General features: G+C 45.0%; 14 protein-coding genes and 4 pseudogenes. 9 read left to right on the top strand and 9 right to left on the bottom strand.

Features of this window, described 5'->3' with window-relative positions; translation table 11 throughout:
• The 5 genes and pseudogenes from HEN33_RS12480 to HEN33_RS12505 form a co-directional block, all read left to right on the top strand.
• Nucleotides 1–514, top strand: a pseudogene (locus HEN33_RS12480) (pentapeptide repeat-containing protein); the annotation flags it as partial.
• Nucleotides 515–757: 243 nt separating this feature from the next.
• On the top strand, nt 758–1,291 hold the full coding sequence (locus HEN33_RS12485; RefSeq protein WP_176263168.1) for a fimbrial protein: 534 nt from the start codon (nt 758–760) through the stop codon (nt 1,289–1,291).
• A gap of 50 nt (nt 1,292–1,341) precedes the next feature.
• A pseudogene (locus HEN33_RS12490) lies at nt 1,342–2,023 on the top strand (fimbria/pilus periplasmic chaperone).
• A gap of 12 nt (nt 2,024–2,035) precedes the next feature.
• Nucleotides 2,036–3,491 (top strand): annotated as a pseudogene (locus HEN33_RS26345) (fimbria/pilus outer membrane usher protein); the annotation flags it as partial.
• Between the two features lie 102 nt (nt 3,492–3,593).
• Nucleotides 3,594–4,554, top strand: a pseudogene (locus HEN33_RS12505) (fimbrial family protein).
• A 37-nt stretch (nt 4,555–4,591) separates the two neighbouring features.
• Here HEN33_RS12505 and nhaR read toward each other — a convergent pair.
• The 5 genes from nhaR to HEN33_RS12530 form a co-directional block, all read right to left on the bottom strand.
• Entirely contained in the window at nt 4,592–5,491 is a 900-nt protein-coding gene (gene nhaR / locus HEN33_RS12510) for a transcriptional activator NhaR (RefSeq protein WP_001300855.1), read from the bottom strand.
• A gap of 65 nt (nt 5,492–5,556) precedes the next feature.
• Nucleotides 5,557–6,723, bottom strand: coding sequence for a Na+/H+ antiporter NhaA (nhaA, locus tag HEN33_RS12515; RefSeq protein ID WP_000681360.1), 1,167 nt, complete (start codon nt 6,721–6,723; stop codon nt 5,557–5,559).
• 251 nt (nt 6,724–6,974) lie between these two features.
• On the bottom strand, nt 6,975–8,219 hold the full coding sequence (locus HEN33_RS12520) for an IS1 family transposase (RefSeq protein WP_176263806.1): 1,245 nt from the start codon (nt 8,217–8,219) through the stop codon (nt 6,975–6,977).
• Nucleotides 8,220–8,348: 129 nt separating this feature from the next.
• Nucleotides 8,349–9,842 carry a sulfatase family protein gene (locus HEN33_RS12525; RefSeq protein ID WP_176263805.1) on the bottom strand — a complete coding sequence of 498 codons (1,494 nt, stop codon included), beginning with the start codon at nt 9,840–9,842 and terminating at the stop codon, nt 8,349–8,351.
• Nucleotides 9,843–9,861: 19 nt separating this feature from the next.
• On the bottom strand, nt 9,862–10,623 hold the full coding sequence (locus HEN33_RS12530) for an outer membrane protein OmpK (RefSeq protein ID WP_176263804.1): 762 nt from the start codon (nt 10,621–10,623) through the stop codon (nt 9,862–9,864).
• 611 nt (nt 10,624–11,234) lie between these two features.
• Between HEN33_RS12530 and mokC the strand changes: the two genes are divergently transcribed.
• Complete coding sequence (mokC, locus tag HEN33_RS12535) at nt 11,235–11,387, top strand: type I toxin-antitoxin system toxin MokC (protein WP_000809168.1); 153 nt, start codon at nt 11,235–11,237, stop codon at nt 11,385–11,387.
• 103 nt (nt 11,388–11,490) lie between these two features.
• Here mokC and dnaJ read toward each other — a convergent pair whose 3' ends face one another.
• A complete protein-coding gene (dnaJ, locus tag HEN33_RS12540) occupies nt 11,491–12,621 on the bottom strand; it encodes a molecular chaperone DnaJ (protein ID WP_001118464.1) in 1,131 nt (376 codons plus the stop codon).
• A gap of 88 nt (nt 12,622–12,709) precedes the next feature.
• A complete protein-coding gene (gene dnaK / locus HEN33_RS12545; protein WP_096266740.1) occupies nt 12,710–14,626 on the bottom strand; it encodes a molecular chaperone DnaK in 1,917 nt (638 codons plus the stop codon).
• 375 nt (nt 14,627–15,001) lie between these two features.
• Between dnaK and HEN33_RS12550 the strand changes: the two genes are divergently transcribed.
• From HEN33_RS12550 to satP, 3 genes are all read left to right on the top strand, one after another.
• On the top strand, nt 15,002–15,406 hold the full coding sequence (locus tag HEN33_RS12550; protein WP_033870795.1) for a DUF2541 family protein: 405 nt from the start codon (nt 15,002–15,004) through the stop codon (nt 15,404–15,406).
• A gap of 25 nt (nt 15,407–15,431) precedes the next feature.
• Nucleotides 15,432–16,145 (top strand): acidic protein MsyB, encoded by a 714-nt coding sequence (gene msyB / locus HEN33_RS12555; RefSeq protein ID WP_001102367.1) that lies wholly within the window; start codon nt 15,432–15,434, stop codon nt 16,143–16,145.
• 148 nt (nt 16,146–16,293) lie between these two features.
• The gene (satP, locus tag HEN33_RS12560; protein ID WP_087900540.1) at nt 16,294–16,860 is read left to right on the top strand and encodes an acetate uptake transporter; all 567 of its coding nucleotides are present in this window, start codon (nt 16,294–16,296) and stop codon (nt 16,858–16,860) included.
• Nucleotides 16,861–16,894: 34 nt separating this feature from the next.
• Here satP and mog read toward each other — a convergent pair whose 3' ends face one another.
• The gene (gene mog / locus HEN33_RS12565) at nt 16,895–17,482 is read right to left on the bottom strand and encodes a molybdopterin adenylyltransferase (RefSeq protein ID WP_001094685.1); all 588 of its coding nucleotides are present in this window, start codon (nt 17,480–17,482) and stop codon (nt 16,895–16,897) included.
• Nucleotides 17,483–17,596: 114 nt separating this feature from the next.
• Nucleotides 17,597–18,550 (bottom strand): transaldolase, encoded by a 954-nt coding sequence (gene tal, locus HEN33_RS12570; protein ID WP_000130187.1) that lies wholly within the window; start codon nt 18,548–18,550, stop codon nt 17,597–17,599.
• Nucleotides 18,551–18,650 lie beyond the last annotated feature (100 nt).

The raw sequence follows: 18,650 nt of genomic DNA on the forward strand, positions 1-18,650 counted from the left end.
GACATATGGTTATTATTCCACTTGTATATTATCAAATATATCATGCTTTGAAAGTGACTTATCAAACACAACCTTTTTCAATGGAGAAATAAATAATCTTTTCTTAAAAAAATGTAATATATTTGGAGTATTCTTCATTAAAACAAAAATAAAAAACCTTCTCTGTGAAGATATTATGCCTGTTCGATGGACCACTCAACTTGTCAATAAGTACTTAGGTAACATATATACAGGAGTATTCAAAACACTGGGAAGTATTGATGACAAAGCGTCTCGTTTCGAAATTTTGATTCCATTGGTTCAAACATTAGTTCGCGACAATGTAACGCTAAATAATGATGTGTATCAAGAATTGAGTAAGTATATGCACGATTACGACAAAACATCTCCGGAAATGAGTAAATACCTTCAGAGCATCAATGAAAGTATGTTCCTTATGACAAACATCCCTCATCAGGATCCCCCCCCAAAGAAAGATGTTATTCAGAATAAAATTACATCTGATGTATATTAATTCACTGCAGAGAAATAAAAAAACCTGAAACATGCACTCAAATATCCTACTCTTCACTCTAATGAGTGAACCCCAGAACTTTTATAAAGAAGCGAGCAACGAAGAATATTAAACTTTCAACATTTCATCAACTTCACATCAAAAATTTAAAAACTTAAACATTAATATAAATACTAACAACCTGATCACATAATCAGGTTTGAAAATGAGTAACCTTCCATACTAGTCAATTAAGAATGATTTATGAAAAAGTATATTATTCCGTTCGTGGCGACAACGTTGATATTCAGCGTAACAACCTTCGCCAAGGATGTCGATCAAGGAACACTAACCGTTGGAGGAGAAGTTGTTGATACAACGTGTTACTTTGTTAATGGTGATTCAACAACCGATATTGTTGTCGAAGATGTTGTAACCAGTGCAATGAATCAACTTATTAATAATGAAATCTATACTTTAAAAACCGGTTCAACCGCTCATGACTTAGAAATTCAGTGTGATGGCAATACAGCACCAAATATCGAAGTATTAGCCTCAGAGTTTGATGCTAATAACTTTACGTTGAATAAAGGAACTGCTGAAAACGTTGGCTTTGCCTTTTTCCTCGGTGATGGAAATATGACAAGAATATTGCCAGGTGTAAAAACACCGCTGAAAGATAATGGTTCTGGACAATATTTTCTTAATATAATTGCACAATATGAGCGTACAAGTACCGATCCTGTAACAAAAGGTTCCGTGGAGTCAACCGTGACGATTAAAATCAGTGCAGATTAAAATTTTTATGCCGGTAGCTCTGCTACCGGTATTATTTACGGAGTGATTACATGAGAATTATAACAGCATTGCTGATGTCATTTTTTATTTTACCTGTTCATGCGGGTGTGGTCATCTATGGTACGCGTATTATCTATCCAGAAAAAACAGAGAAGTTCTCGTACAGTTAATGAATCAAAGCAAAAATGCCTCTTTGATTCAGGCATGGATCGATGATGGAAACACAACTATCGCGCCAGAAAAAATTCAGGTCCCATTTATTCTCACTCCGCTAGTAAGTCGTGTAGCAGGAGGTTCTGGCCAACAACTAAAAATAAAAAAATGCCAAACAATTTACCTCACAATAAAGAAAGTTTATTTTATCTAAATGTTATAGACATCCCTCCAAACAACCCACAAAATGCTGGAAAAAACAAAATTAAACTTGCATTACAAAACCGTATAAAGTTATTTTGGCGTCCCGAAGGAGTAGCGCCGGTAGATAAAAAAAGCCTGTCTCAATTAAATATCAAAAAGAAAGATAATGCCATCTCAATAAACAATGAAACAGCGAACTGGATAACGATTACAACTATCAAAGCCCAAAATGTGAAAGTTAATAATGAAAGTATATTACTACCTCCATTTTCTAATAACGACATTACATTAAAAAATAACAACGCCTCAGAGTATGAACTAACGGTAGTTGATGATTACGGGAATAATATCAATAGTAAAATCGCTGCAAAATAACAGGTAAAAGTCATGTTAAGGACGACACGATGGGTCGCTGCAATTATTATTTTGTATTCTTTTCCAGGTTATGCTGAAGAAACTTTTGATACACACTTTATGATCGGCGGCATGAGAGGAGAAAAAGTTTCTGAATATCATTTAGATAATAAACAACCGCTTCCAGGAAACTACGAACTTGATGTTTATGTAAACCACCAGTGGCGTGGAAAACAAGATATCATGATCCCAGAGTCACCAACCAAACCATGTCTGCCTGAGGAGCTGTTCACCAAACTGGGGGTGAAGACCGATAAGATCAATACAGAAGATAATTGTATTTCACTGGATGAAGCGGTTCATGGTGGTCAATATCAGTGAACACCGACTAAATTTAACGATCCCACAGGCGTATATCATTGAACTTGAAAGAGGCTACGTTCCCCCAGAAAGTTGGGATCGCGGCATTGATGCTTTTTATACCTCCTATAATTTAAGTCAGTATCGCTCTTATGACAGCAATAATAACAGTAATACAGCCAGTTATGGCCGATTTAACAGCGGATTAAATTTATTTAGTTGGCAGATACACTCTGATGCCAGCTATAGCAAACCTGATGATATGAAAGGCACATGGCAAAGTAATACTCTTTACCTGGAACATGGCTGGTCGCAAATATTAAGCACAATTCAGATAGGAGAAAATTATACATCCTCACTCATATTCGACTCTCTGCGATTTAGCGGAATACGCTTATTTCGCGATATGCAAATGTTACCTGATTCCATGCAGAGCTTTACACCTTTAGTACAAGGTATTGCGCAAAGTAATGCATTGATAACGGTTTCGCAAAATGGCTACATCATTTACCAAAAAGAGGTTCCCCCGGGACCATTTACTATCGCAGATTTGCAACTTTCGGGCAGCGGCTCTGATCTCGATGTCAGCATAAAAGAAGCAGATGGTAGTGTTCATTCCTTTTTGGTGCCCTACTCTTCCGTGCCCAACATGCTGTAACCAGGTGTTTCAAATTTCGATTTTATCGCCGGACGCAGTAAGATATATGGTGTAAACAATCAGGAGGACTTTCTTGAGGCAAATTATTTATATGGCCTCAACAATCTTGTGACACTGTATGGCGGTACGATTTTAACCGATAACTATAATGCAATAACGTTAGGAAATGGTTGGAATACACCGCTGGGTGCTATTTCTTTTGACGCTACCCGATCGAGTAGTAAGTTAAATAATGATAAAATACACGAAGGTACAAGCTATCAGGTCGCCTATAATAAATATTTAGTGCACACGGCTACTCGCTTTAGCGTAGCCGCATGGCGTTATGCTTCACAGGATTATAGAACATTCAGCGACCATCTTCACCAAAATGATAAAAACAATCATCAGAGTGATTATGATCATTTTTATGATAATGGCAGAAAAAACAGCCTTTCTGCCAATATCATGCAACCTTTATCCACCGGCATAAAAATTGCTCTCAACGATGAACAGAACTTATTTTGTACCATTACTTTTAAAAACGTTATCGATGAAAATAAAACATATATATGTCAGTAAAAGGAGTTTACTATGAAGTGGCTTTTATTGCTCTCCTTGAGTCTATATTCTTTTATTGTGCAAAGTGCTCCCTGTACACTGACCAATGTCGGTGAACAACGTGGAACTTACACTCTAAAACCACTTAATGTGAAAGGTAATCTCGCTGTTGAAAAAATTGAAAACACTGGAAATATCATTGAGTGTGCGGATTTGCAAGATACGACCAACGCCATTAAAGTTCATTTTTTAACACTGAACGCCTTAAGGTTTAAAGTGGGGGGGTCGTCATTATATTATTAATTTTCCTTTTGAATCTAACGGTAAAAAAATAGAACTACCCGGCAAATCATCTTATAATTTAGAAGAAATCTTATCTGCAATAAATTTCACGATTCCATATTCTATTACTTCGTTACCAGATAATTCTTATATCTCAGATATTTTTCCAGGGGCACCTTTTCCTTTGTTGTTCGAAATTGAAGTGAGCTCATGCATAGGGAGTAATACTAATTGTAACAGCGTCCGCTTTAACTTTAATTTAAATACCATTTTACAGGTTAACTTAATGACTTGTGGTTTTGAAGACAAATCCATCGACACTGGACGATTTGTACTGTCTCGTATCAATAGTGAAAATTATCAGTTTCATCATATAAGATTTGACTGCATCCAGGGCGAGCAAGGTGAATTAGTTTTTGAACCCAGCGAAGTTGAATATTACTTTGAACCAGTGACGATACAGGAGTCAGGGAGCAGCATATTAAAAAATGAGTTAGAAAATAGTGAGGAAGGTGCTGGTCAAGTAGGCTTTCAACTCTCGAATGATGATACGAATGAAATCCTGTATGGCAAAAGCAATAGCTATGCTTTTCAGCATCCCCATGAAGGAAGTAATCAGATTCCTCTTTTTATTCGCCCGCGTACATATGGAAATAATGTCTCAAGCGGGCAAATAATGAGCCGAGTCAAAATTGTGGTTATATACAACTAATCTATCTCCCCCACCTTAACTTTGGGGGAGTTGCCGATTAACGCGCCGCAGGACTAAAAAGCGCAGAATAATCCGTATTGCAGATTCGCTGTACCGCTGGATGCTGAATCATCCGCTCAGCAAAAATGGCATGGTACTCTTCCATCACATTTTCTACGCGACCAATTTCCACGACAGTTTTATCGGCATAAAAGTCATATGCATAAAGCGTTGGAGCAACGAAGATTGCATTGTGCATCGCACCAAAAGCTTTCATTAATGCGGCATCATCAAACTCGCCAAGGATTTCTACGTTTAATCCCTGGGAGTTAAACCAGTTAAGCAATTTGCGTCCCAACATTGAACGCCGTCCAGGAATCAAAAGCCGCCGTTCTTCCAGACAAGCCGGGAATGGTTTTTCCGGTGGTGGATTTGTACACCAGAAGCTCACGCCACATTCGCCAATTCTCACGGAGAACAGGCCTTCCTGCTGCGTAGAATCTATCGGGCAATCGGAAATGATCATATCCAGTTTATGCTGACTTAATTGCTCCAGCAGCATTTCGTGGGTGGATTCGAAGCAGCGAAGATGAATCGGCTCACCTTCTACCACTGCGGCGTTCAGTACGCTACTGACCAGGCGTTTGGAAAGTGCATCAGCCACGCCAACGTCAAACAATAAATTGGACTCTTTGCGATAGTTCACGATATCCAGCATTTCCTGGCTTAAGGTAAACATTTTATCGGCATAGCGATAGACCAGCTCTCCCAGTTCGCTGGGTTCGAGACCACGTCCCTTGCGCTTAAATAGTTTACCTTGCAGGCGCTCTTCCAGCGCCCGGATCTGCCCGGTAATGGTTTGTGGTGTTAAATAAAGCGCCTCCGCTGCGCCAACCACGGAACCTTCTTTATAGACATGCCAGAAGTAATACAAGTGGTTGTAATTGATATGAGACATGCTCATTTCTCTCCCTGATAATAATGAAAAGGGAGCCGTTTATGGCTCCCCGGTAAACCGTCCTGTCAAACTGATGGACGTAAACGAACGCGTAACCAGCTGTAGCCAATTACCGCCGAAGAGATAGAACCGACCAGGATACCGAGTTTCGCCCAATTAATCAGTTCTGGATCTACGCTACCAAAGGCCAGGCTGGCAATAAAGATAGACATAGTAAAACCGATACCGCACAGGATCCCCACCGCCATAATTTGCTGATAAGTCGTTCCCTCAGGCAGATGCGCCAGTTTCAAACGCAGCGCCAACCAGCAGAACAGACTAATCCCCAGCGGTTTGCCAATCAGCAAGCCAGCGATGATCCCCAATGGCAGAATGGAGGTCAAGCCATCCAGCGTGACGCCTTGCAGTGAAACGCCAGCATTAGCAAATGCAAACAGCGGCAAAATCAGATATGCCACCCACGGGTGCAACACATGCTCCAGTCGCTTCGCTGGAGAACGCCCATGCTTCTCTTTCAAAGGAATAAAGAAGCCGACAATTACCCCCGCCAGTGTTGCGTGAACCCCCGATTTCAACACCGCAGTCCACAACACCACACCAACCAGAATATAAACGCCCGTGCGGCGTACACCACACAGATTCAGTACCGCGAGTACGGCAATTGCAACGGCCGCGACGCCAAGAGAGGCCATCGATAAGTCATTAGTGTAGAACAATGCGATGATAATGATGGCCCCAAGATCGTCGATAATAGCCAGAGCCATCAAAAAGATCTTCAGCGCTAACGGAACACGACTTCCCAACAGCGCCAGCACACCAAGTGCAAAGGCTATGTCAGTAGCCGCCGGGATCGCCCACCCTTCGCGGGTAATCGGATCGGCATAGTTAAAGGCCAGATAGAGCAATGCTGGCACAATCATCCCACCAATAGCGGCGATAACTGGAAATGCGGCCTGGCGTAAGCTGGCTAGCGATCCTTGCATCAGTTCACGTTTAACTTCCAAACCAACTAACAGGAAAAATACCGCCATCAGCGCGTCATTTATCCATAACAGCATGTTTTTGTTGATTTCGAGTGAACCAACCCGGAGCTGAACCGGCGTCTCCAGAAAGTCGTGATACCATCCACTGGTTGCGCCGCTATTGGCCATAATCATCGCCAGGATAGCGGCAATGATAAGAATAATGCCTCCCGAGGCATCACTGCTAAAGAATCGATGCAGATGTTTCACTTTTTATTTCTCTTTCAGGTGAATAGATCGTTTTTACTATTTTATCCCGCACAAATCATCGTTAAAATCAGATTATAGTGTAGGAATAATTCGTTTTTTACGAGCCATTGAAGGATTTGCGTCATCAGTGATGAGATGAGTTTTTGACGGCTGTAAGCGCTGACATGTGACCCTAAGCCCTGATAATCATAGCTTAAGGTCAGGATTTCTGAGGGATTAATTAGGAAAAGTAATAATAAAATCGCACTGTGCTATAGCTGTTTATTCCAGAGATGCTTGAAAATATCTAATGTTGAGACAACATTGGCAGGCGACATTCGGTTTAATGAGGGTAGAAAGGGATGAGCCTCCAGGAAGTTGATAAAACGAGTCGCGCTTGCCAACGTCGAATACCGCATTTCATTTGCTTTCTTGTTTCCTGTAAGGTTACAAACAGCCATTGAATAATCACGGGCGGAAAATGCACGCCAGACATTATTTCTCACGCCACCACTCAAAAATAACCGCGGCGGCGTATCATAATGAGTCGTTTTCTCGCCGCGTTCTTTCACAAAGGAAATATGGCACCGGCTTTGATGAATGTGCTGTAAGTTAGCCATCAGACAACCGCCTAATATAAAGCACTCGTGATCAAGGTAGTGTTGAATATTTATAGAATATGCTTCAGTCAGTGCTCTAACCAGTTCAAAATGGCGATATGCCGGAAGAACCGGTTTCACCAGCATCCCCGGATCGTTTTGATGTAATATCGCCCGACCATAATCAATATCAAATAAGGTATCACGCCGCATAGTAAGTAACTCCTTGCGTTGTACGTGATGCGCCAGTGTACCTGGAGACAAACGCTCTTCATAACTTGATGCATATTGATAATGCGACTCTACCGCTGATGAAGAATAATTTGTTGAAATAGCGACGACTCTACCGCTTTGTTCTTCTGCGGTAACAAGACTATAAAGATAGTTGTTACTACCGTTAAACTTTACGCGAAAAGCGCGGGTAGCGAGAGAAATATCAGAAGCAGAAGAGTACTGGCAACTTTCTTTATAGTTTACTTCCCGGGCTAGTTTCATCAACTCACGGTTAAGCCCTGTGCTATTAAGAAGTAATAATTTACGGATATCTGCAAGTGAGGCCCCTTGCTCAATCATCAATGCTAAATGTGTTCTTCGCGGCGTTGTATTTACATGATCCAGAGTGATAAAAGTTCTGGAACAATGATGACAATACATTCTCCTCTGCCCCTGAGCTGAATAGCCATACTTTTTCAGAGATGTGCTTCCGCAAGCTGAACATTGTGGAACCAACCCTCTCCATGAATGATTAACACGATTACGATAAATATTAAGAGATCGTTCAGATATCACAGGAAACAAGTAACCGCATTCCCGACATAAAATATTTTTGCCTTGTGCAATATAATTCTGACTATTCAACAACCCCAGGTTTTTGCATCTTGGTGTTTTGCAACAATCAACATTTACGTTGGTAAACATATTCACTCCCTGCGAATACCCGGATATTATCGTCATATGTCAAAGAAAAGAACCTGATTCAATGTGTAACATTGAATCAGGCGGGCATAGCCCTGAAAGGCATACATTACATTTATTATGGTTACCAGGTTAGCCCCAGGTTACCGCTTCCGGTTTATCACCTCTGGCTTTCATTAATGAATCATTATCAATATCGGCTTTATACTTTAAGAAATTACCATACATTTGTTTTTCAATGTCTGGATTTTTACCTATCTGATTAATGGTCTCAAAACGATCGGTTTTGAGGTTGTATAGGTACTTTGGCTTATTGTTACGATCGATGATCATTTTCCAGTCACCATCACGTATCGCCCATTCGTCGGTTGGATCATCCTGGAATGGCATGTCAATTCCGAAGATTAATGGCTTTTCACGTTTTAGCGCCTTGTTCTCAAGGACAGGAACCAACGATTCGCCATCAAAAGTGCGGTCCGTCGGTAATTTGAAGTTCATCATTTTCGCCAGCGTAGGCATCCAGTCCAGACCATAAACGGGAGTATCTGAAACCATTCCCTTTGGAAGATGCTTTCCGTATTTAATAATCGCCGGAACACGGATGCCGCCTTCCCAAAGATTATCCTTGCGACCACGTAATCCATCAGTTTCCCCTGCCAAATTCAGTTCATAAACTTTACGTGCTTCACGGGTTACTGGGCCGTTATCACTGGTAAAAATAACGATGGTGTTATCTTCTTCACCCATCGCTTTGATTTTATCCAGTACTTTTCCAACCTGAGCATCCAGATAACTGATGTTGGCATAATATTCCCCCACACCACGCCAGGGTTTATCCGCCCAGTCGCCATAAAATAAATCAGGATGCTGCTTCTGATACGCGCTCATATATTGTGAGTACATGTCGAGGTATTTTTTGGGCGAAGCCAGGGGGCTATGCACTTCGGTAAAAGCGACATAAAGGAAGAAAGGCTTACTATCCTTTTTGTTATCCAACCAGTTAACGACTTCCGAACTGACATACTCACCACTCATTTTATCGGCACGAGGTGTGGGTTGCCCGTTACGCAACCAACCCGTCGGATACACCATGCCAAAACGGGGACGCTCCTTCGCATTATCCAGAGTAGCGTCGGTAACAAAACCCGCCGTATTAACCAGTGAGTAATCAAAGCCCATATCTTGTGCTTGTGGCTGATCGGTGCGATCGCCGCCTGCATTCAGATGCAGCTTACCCATCATTGCCGTGTCGTACACTTGCGCTTTGAGTAGATTAGCAATCGTGAGTTCGTTACGCCCTAAGGCAACATCTTTGCCTGAAGGAATCCATGAGCGAATTCCAGTACGAAATGGCATCCGGCCGGTTAATAGCCCAGCGCGTGAAGGTGAACTTAAAGGGGCGGGGGCATAGTAGTCAGTAAATTTGACCCCTTCCTGGGCAAGCCTGTCGATATTAGGTGTTTTAACGATCTGATGACCATATGTTGCTAAATCGCCATAACCTAAATCATCCGCCATAATAATGACTAAATTAGGTTGTTTAGCCTCTGCGGCTAAGGCAGGACTAAAAGCATTCCCTGTGCAAACTGCAAGGCCGATCAAACTGGCCATTAATGTTTTCTGCATAATTATTCCCTGATGAAAATTAGAAATCATAACCAAGCATATAAATCATTTGATCGCCAAAACCATCGTAGCCCAACTTATTATCGAAATAACGCCACGTCACACTGGCTTTCCAGCGAGGATAGAACTTCCAGGCCACTGTTAAACCGCCATTTAGCCCATTCCGACCAAATTGTTGTTCCGCATAGGCATCATTTCTGTCCAGTTCTATTTCATTCCAGTTAGATAAAACAAATTTTTCGTCAAATAACGTAAAAGGTAATACTGCTGTCCAGCCAACAACATAACCATTCCAGCCATTTGTTTGTCCATATTTGGCTGAGACGTAGTCACCAGATTGATTATGTAATCCAATATACGGTTTAAAAAAGCCCCACTCGCCGTTCCAGCCGAGGTAACCGAATCCATAAAACATGTCCAGATCGTCACCCCATGAGTTATCCCATTGGCCATAAATTTTGCCAAAGAATGTCATATCAGAGTCAAAGAGTCTGACATGCGTCATTGCTGAAACCGTATGATTTCTCCCTGCTACAGCATGATTGAGTACATTACTTTCATAAAATGAGTAAAATTCTGCTTCTTTAAAATTTACCCCAAAATCCGCAGTCACTTTCCATACTTCACCACGGTGAGTATTTACAAATCCACTATTCCAGTCTGCATAACCTGCATTTATTGAGCCAAAGGAACCTTTATATTCTAATGAAGAATATGCAGGAAGATGATAGAAAATCGTTGTCAGGGCACACGCAATAAGAAGCCGTCTTTTGGCAGACATATAATATGCTCTCCATTCATTGTTTTTATGGTTCCATAGAAATCAATACATCAGATAATTTATTTTGATTAAGAACGACTCAGAAAGTATATTTAAAGGTGAATGGCAAAGCGTGATGGAGATCGCAGATTACTTTTACCCCCGGGTGTGGAGGTATCGTGTTTCAAAAAGTGTGTCGATTTTAAATATCACTCATTGATTTATAAACATTTTTCCTCACAAAAAGAAAATTCAATTCTGTACAAGAATATTTTGTATCTTCTATTACTTTCTCCAGTAATAACTCACCATTCAGGCATAACTTAAACCTCTTGTTCATAATCTCAACTTTTGTAAATGAAAACGCACATAAGAGTTAAAATAAACAATGTACTAAAGATTAATTACGCAAAAATGCGAGGCGTCTTCAGGATTAGAATCGATAAAACAGAATGGGTTAAAGAGAGCGATATAATAGCGGCGGGTGCTTGAGGCTGTCTGTCTCAGGCATTAGCTGAACGGCAGATAGAGAAAAGCCCCGAGTGATATTTTACCATCAACCCGAGGCCCCCTATATGCAGAACACATGTAGAGTGCCTCTTACTGACCGTAAGGTCAAGGAGAAGAGAGCAATGAAGCAGCATAAGGCGATGATTGTCGCCCTGATCGTCATCTGTATCACCGCCGTAGTGGCGGCGCTGGTAACGAGAAAAGACCTCTGTGAGGTTCACATCCGAACTGGCCAGACGGAGGTTGCTGTTTTCACGGCTTACGAATCCGAGTAAGAGCAACGGCGGGGAGTGATCCCCGCCACTTTACAGGTGCTCGCATATCTTCAACGCACCCTATTTTTACCCAAGCCTGCCCATAGGCAGGCTTTTGGGGAGGTTAGCGAGTCAGGTCGTCAAAAAACTTCTTCACACCATCAAAGAAGCTCTTTGAACGCGGGCTGTTGTGCTCACCGGTTGGGCCACCGAAGCTTTCCTGCAGCTCTTGCAGCAGCTGTTTCTGCTTCTCGTTCAGACCTACCGGTGTTTCGACGACAACGCGGCACAGCAAGTCACCTTGCGCACCGCCGCGAACAGACTTGACGCCTTTACCGCGCATACGGAACAGCTTACCGGTCTGGGTTTCGCCAGGCACTTTCAGTTTGACGCGACCATCAAGGGTCGGTACTTCGATTTCGCCACCCAGCGCTGCCATAGCGAAGTTGATCGGGACTTCGCAATACAGGTTGTTGCCTTCACGCTCGAAAATCGGGTGCTGTTTAACCTGAACCTGAACGTATAGATCGCCTGCCGGTGCGCCATGCTCGCCCGCTTCACCTTCGCCCGCAAGACGGATGCGGTCTCCAGTGTCCACTCCTGCCGGGATTTTAACGGACAGCGTTTTGCTGCGCTCAACACGACCATGACCATGACATTTGTTGCACGGATCTTTGATCAGCGTACCGCGGCCCTGACAGTGTGGACAGGTCTGCTGTACAGCGAAGAAGCCCTGGCGCATCTGCACCTGACCAGAGCCATGACAGGTCGGACAGGTCTGCGGCTGTGTACCTGGTTTTGCACCGCTACCGTGGCAAACGTCACACTCTTCCAGAGTCGGAATGCGGATCTCTTTGGTCACGCCACGTACAGCTTCTTCGAGGGTGAGCTCCATGTTATAGCGTAAATCAGCACCGCGCGCCGCACGTTGACGACCACGTCCGCCGCCAAAAATATCGCCGAAAACGTCACCAAAAATATCGCTGAAGTCTGCGCCGCCGCCAAAACCGCCGCCGCCCATGCCGCCTTGCTCAAACGCAGCATGACCATACTGATCGTATGCCGCACGTTTTTGCGAGTCGGTCAGAACTTCATAAGCTTCCTTGATCTCTTTAAATTTCGCCTCGGCCTCTTTGTCACCCTGGTTACGGTCCGGGTGGTATTTCATGGCCAGGCGTTTGTAGGCCTTTTTGATTTCACGCTCTTCCGCTGTTTTGGAAACGCCTAAAATCTCGTAATAATCTTGCTTAGCCATCTTTTTTAAATTGCCCCTAGATGAATGCACGGGCGGAGAGGAAATTCCCCTTCGCCCGTGTCAGTATAATTACCCGTTTATAGGGCGATTATTTTTTGTCTTTGACTTCTTCAAATTCAGCGTCGACAACATCGTCATCTTTCGCGTTGTTTGCAGAAGCATCAGCACCGGCAGTCTGCTGCTGGGCATGTTGCTGCTGGGCGATTTCCATCAGTTTCTGGGAAACCTGTGCCAGTTCCTGCATTTTCGCTTCGATAGCGGCTTTGTCTTCACCTTTCAGAGCAGTTTCCAGTGCAGTCAGCGCAGACTCGATAGCAGTTTTGTCGTCAGCCGGCAGTTTGTCGCCTGCTTCTTCAACCTGCTTACGGGTGCTGTGCAGCAGATGGTCGCCCTGGTTGCGAGTCTGTACCAGCTCTTCAAACTTACGGTCAGCTTCGGCGTTAGCTTCTGCGTCGCGTACCATTTTCTGGATTTCATCTTCGTTCAGACCAGAAGAAGCCTTGATGGTGATCTTCTGCTCTTTACCGCTGTTTTTATCTTTCGCGGAAACGTGCAGGATACCGTCAGCATCGATATCGAAGGTAACTTCGATCTGCGGCATACCGCGCGGTGCCGGGTTGATACCATCCAGGTTGAACTGACCCAGAGATTTGTTATCAGCTGCACGTTTACGTTCACCCTGCAGCACGTGGATGGTTACCGCAGACTGGTTATCTTCAGCGGTAGAGAACACCTGGCTGTGCTTGGTCGGGATAGTGGTGTTTTTCGCGATCAGCGTCGTCATCACACCGCCCATGGTTTCGATACCCAGAGACAGCGGGGTAACGTCCAGCAGCAGTACGTCTTTTACGTCACCAGTCAGAACACCACCCTGAACAGCAGCGCCGATTGCTACAGCTTCGTCCGGGTTAACGTCTTTACGCGGCTCTTTACCAAAGAATTCAGCAACTTTCTTCTGAACCATTGGCATACGAGTCTGACCACCCACGAGGATAACGTCGTCGATATCAGATACGGACAGGCCAGCGTCCTGCAGTGCAACTTTCAGCGGCTCAATGGAACGGTTTACCAGGTCTTCAACCAGGCTTTCCAGTTTCGCACGAGTCACTTTGATGTTCATGTGTTTCGGACCGGTCGCGTCTGCAGTGATATACGGCAGGTTAACGTCGGTCTGCTGAGCGGAAGAAAGTTCGATTTTCGCTTTTTCTGCCGCTTCTTTCAGGCGCTGCATTGCCAGCGGATCGTTGCGCAGGTCAATGCCCTGATCTTTCTTGAATTCTTCAACCAGATAGTTAATCAGACGGCTGTCGAAGTCTTCACCACCCAGGTGGGTATCACCGTTGGTTGCCAGAACTTCGAAGGTTTTTTCGCCGTCAACTTCGTCGATTTCGATAATAGAAATATCGAAAGTACCACCACCCAGGTCATAAACCGCGATAGTACGGTTGCCAGTACCTTTGTCCAGACCATAAGCCAGCGCAGCTGCGGTCGGTTCGTTGATGATACGTTTTACTTCCAGACCAGCGATACGGCCTGCGTCTTTGGTTGCCTGACGCTGAGCATCGTTAAAGTATGCCGGTACGGTAATAACAGCTTCAGTTACCGGTTCGCCCAGGTAATCCTCCGCGGTTTTCTTCATTTTTTTCAGCACTTCAGCAGAAATCTGCGGCGGTGCCATTTTTTGGCCTTTAACTTCGACCCAAGCGTCGCCGTTATCAGCAACAATAATTTTGAACGGCATGATGGAAACATCACGCTGTACTTCTTCGTCCTGGAAGCGGCGGCCAATCAGGCGTTTAATCGCAAACAGGGTGTTTTGCGGGTTCGTCACTGCCTGACGTTTAGCCGGCTGACCAACCAGAGTTTCACCATCCTGGGTATAGGCAATGATAGAAGGCGTGGTGCGATCGCCTTCGGCGTTCTCCAGCACTCGCGGAGTGGTGCCATCCATAATCGCTACACAAGAGTTGGTAGTACCCAGGTCGATACCAATTATTTTACCCATCTAAACGTCTCCACTATATATTCGGTCATCATGTGGTTGTGAGTCTGTAATAGGGGCGAAACGTCTGGTTTCAACTGCCCAATTTCATTTTTTTGCAGACTCACTCACTGCGGTTGACTACTAAATGGGGTCGTAACCCACGTCATCAAGGGGGAGATGCAAAAATTTTTTGTGCTTTTGCGCAGAAATTTCGCGATATGCCAGAACAAGACACGAAACTGACAGCAATTTTATTCATATAAAGAATGAATGGCAGCCAAGACATTCATAGAAAAATTGTAATAAAAAGAAAATATTACGTACCTGAATCTTCTCTTTATCAGCAGTAAACTAGTGGGTATTCATCCCCTACCTCTCCCCACTAAGAGAATACTTATGAAATCCGTTTTTACGCTTTCCGCCAGCCTGGCGATTAGCCTGCTGCTGTGCTGCACGGCGCAGGCAAACAACCATAAAATCCTCGGCGTCATTGCCATGCCGCGTAACGAAACCAACGATCTGGCGCTGAAACTTCCTGTTTGCCGCATTGTTAAGCGTATACAACTCTCTGCCGACCATGGCGATTTACAGTTAAGTGGTGCATCGGTTTATTTCAAAGCCGCCCGTAGCGCCAGTCAGAGCCTGAATATTCCTTCAGAAATAAAAGAAGGGCAAACCACTGACTGGATCAACATTAACAGCGATAACGACAATAAACGCTGCGTCTCAAAAATCACCTTTTCCGGCCATACGGTGAACTCATCGGATATGGCCACGCTGAAAATTATCGGCGACGACTAACGCCAGAATATAGAAGCCACAAAAAATGAATGTTAATTACCTGAATGATTCAGATCTGGATTTTCTCCAGCATTGTAGTGAGGAACAATTGGCAAATTTCGCCCGGCTGCTCACCCATAATGAAAAAGGCAAAACTCGCCTCTCCAGCGTACTGATGCGCAACGAACTGTTTAAATCGATGGAAGGACATCCCGAGCAACATCGCCGCAACTGGCAGCTGATTGCCGGAGAATTACAGCATTTTGGTGGCGATAGTATCGCCAACAAACTGCGTGGACACGGTAAATTGTATCGGGCCATTTTGCTCGATGTTTCAAAACGATTGAAGCTGAAAGCCGACAAAGAGATGTCTACGTTTGAAATTGAGCAACAGTTACTGGAACAATTTCTGCGTAATACCTGGAAGAAAATGGACGAGGAACATAAGCAGGAGTTTCTGCACGCGGTCGATGCCAGGGTGAATGAGCTGGAAGAGCTGCTGCCGCTGCTGATGAAAGACAAATTATTGGCAAAAGGCGTGTCGCATTTGCTTTCCAGCCAATTGACCCGCATTTTACGCACCCACGCAGCAATGAGCGTACTTGGGCATGGTTTGCTGCGCGGCGCGGGGCTGGGAGGCCCTGTAGGCGCGGCACTAAATGGGGTTAAAGCGGTCAGCGGCAGCGCCTATCGCGTGACGATTCCAGCCGTACTGCAAATCGCCTGCCTGCGCCGGATGGTTAGTGCCACTCAGGTCTGATACCGGAAACCGGGGAAAATTTTCATTTTCCCTTCAAAAGATCGTAGACACTGCCCCACTGGCTGATTATTATGCCGCGCCCTGAAAACACTACAGTTATTCAGGGAAATTATTTCACCATTCATTCGATGATGATTTTTGAGGAATTATGGGCAACACTAAGTTGGCTAATCCGGCACCGCTGGGCCTGATGGGCTTCGGCATGACCACCATTCTGCTTAACCTGCACAACGTGGGTTATTTCGCTCTTGACGGTATTATTCTTGCAATGGGCATTTTCTACGGCGGCATCGCGCAAATTTTTGCTGGTCTGCTGGAGTACAAAAAAGGCAACACTTTCGGTTTAACCGCATTCACCTCTTACGGTTCTTTCTGGCTGACGCTGGTTGCGATTCTGCTGATGCCGAAACTGGGTCTGACCGATGCGCCAAATGCACAGTTCCTTGGTATCTACCTTGGTCTGTGGGGCGTATTTACGCTGTTTATGTTCTTCGGCACGCTGAAAGGCGCACGCGTTCTGCAATTCGTTTTCTTTAGCCTGACCGTGCTGTTTGCCCTGCTGGCGATCGGTAATATTGCCGGTAATGCCGCGATCATCCACTTTGCCGGCTGGATTGGTCTGATCTGCGGTGCCAGCGCAATCTATCTGGCGATGGGTGAAGTGCTGAATGAGCAGTTTGGTCGCACCGTTCTGCCGATTGGTGAATCCCACTAATTGTTTTGAGATCCCCCCGCTCGGGGGGATTTTTTTATTCGCTAACTTCGCGTCTTGCACTCTTCGGTCTGAATGCTGCAACCACTTCCGGTGCCGTTTCAACGTATGGCCCTTCCAGCAACTGAATGCAGTACGGTACGCTGGCAAAAATACCGTGTACCACAACGTTACCCTCAGCATCCTTCACCCCTTCCAGCGTCTCTTTAATAGACTTCGGCTGACCGGGTAAGTTAAGGATTAGTGCTTGTTTGCGAATCACGCCCACCTGGCGCGAAAGGATCGCGGTTGGAACAAAATGCAGGCTAATTTGGCGCATCTGTTCACCAAAGCCCGGCATCTCGCGGTCCGCTACTGCCAGCGTCGCATCGGGCGTGACGTCACGACGCGCCGGACCAGTTCCGCCCGTGGTGAGCACCAGATGGCAACTCATTTCATCCACCAGCTCACACAACGTTTGCTCAATGATCGCCTGCTCATCGGGGATTAAGCGGGTTTCCAGTTCAAACGGCGTGGTCAGCGCCGATGTCAGCCATTCTTCCAGTGCAGGGATGCCTTTATCCTGATAAACGCCGCTGGATGCGCGATCAGAGATGGAAACTAAGCCAATACGTAAAGTATTCATCAAGATTTTTCCGTTTAAACAGTCTCGTTAAACAGAATGATACACTGCGAAGGGAGTGACAGACAGGCTTCAGAAGAGGTAGCGTGACCGACTTCCCGGTCACGCTAAGAATGATTACAGCAGATCGCCGATCATTTTTTCCAGTTTTTCCTGGTCAACAGCAAACTTACGGATACCTTCCGCCAGTTTATCTACTGCCATTGGATCCTGGTTGTGCTGCCACAGGAACTCGGACTCAGTGATACGCGCCGGACGCGCTTTCACTTCGCCGGTGTAAGACAGTTTACGCTCGATAGCCCCTTCGCTCTCAGCCAGCTCTTTCAGCAGTGCCGGTGCGATGGTCAGACGGTCGCAGCCTGCCAGTTCCAGAATTTCGCCGATGTTACGGAAGCTTGCGCCCATAACCACGGTTTCATAACCGTGCTCTTTGTAGTACTGGTAGATTTCAGATACAGAAACCACACCCGGATCTTCTGCCGGAGCGTACTCTTTCTTATCGGTATTCGCTTTGTACCAGTCAAGAATACGGCCAACAAATGGCGAGATCAGGAACACGCCTGCTTCCGCACAAGCACGAGCCTGAGCGAAGGAGAACAGCAGGGTCAGGTTACAGTTGATACCTTCTTTTTCCAGCTGTTCTGCAGCACGGATACCCTGCCAGGTAGAAGCCAGTTTGATCAGAATACGATCGTTGCTAATACCTGCATCGTTGTAGAGTTTGATCAGGCGTTTTGCTTTCGCAATTGACGCTTCGGTGTCATAGGAAAGACGCGCATCAACCTCAGTTGAGATACGGCCCGGAACCAGTTTCAGGATTTCCAGACCAATATTTACTGCCAGTTTGTCGGTCGCGTCCACGATCTGCTGCGCGCGATCGTTGCTCTGCTGTTTCGCCCAGGCGACAGCATCATCAATCAACTTACGATATTCCGGAATCTGCGCTGCGTTAAGAATGAGAGAAGGGTTGGTTGTGGCATCCTGCGGTTGATACAGCTTCATTGCCGCGATGTCCCCAGTGTCGGCCACTACGGTGGTGTACTGACGAAGGGAGGTCAATTTGTCCGTCATGATAGTATTTCTCTTTAAACAGCTTGTTAGGGGGATGTAACCGGTCTGCCCTGATGATATCACGACGCAACGTCAGCGCAACCGCCGACAAGACGGTTAT

This window comes from Escherichia sp. 94.0001 (assembly GCF_013369155.2).
In the GTDB taxonomy this organism is placed as follows: Bacteria; Pseudomonadota; Gammaproteobacteria; order Enterobacterales; family Enterobacteriaceae; genus Escherichia; species Escherichia coli_F.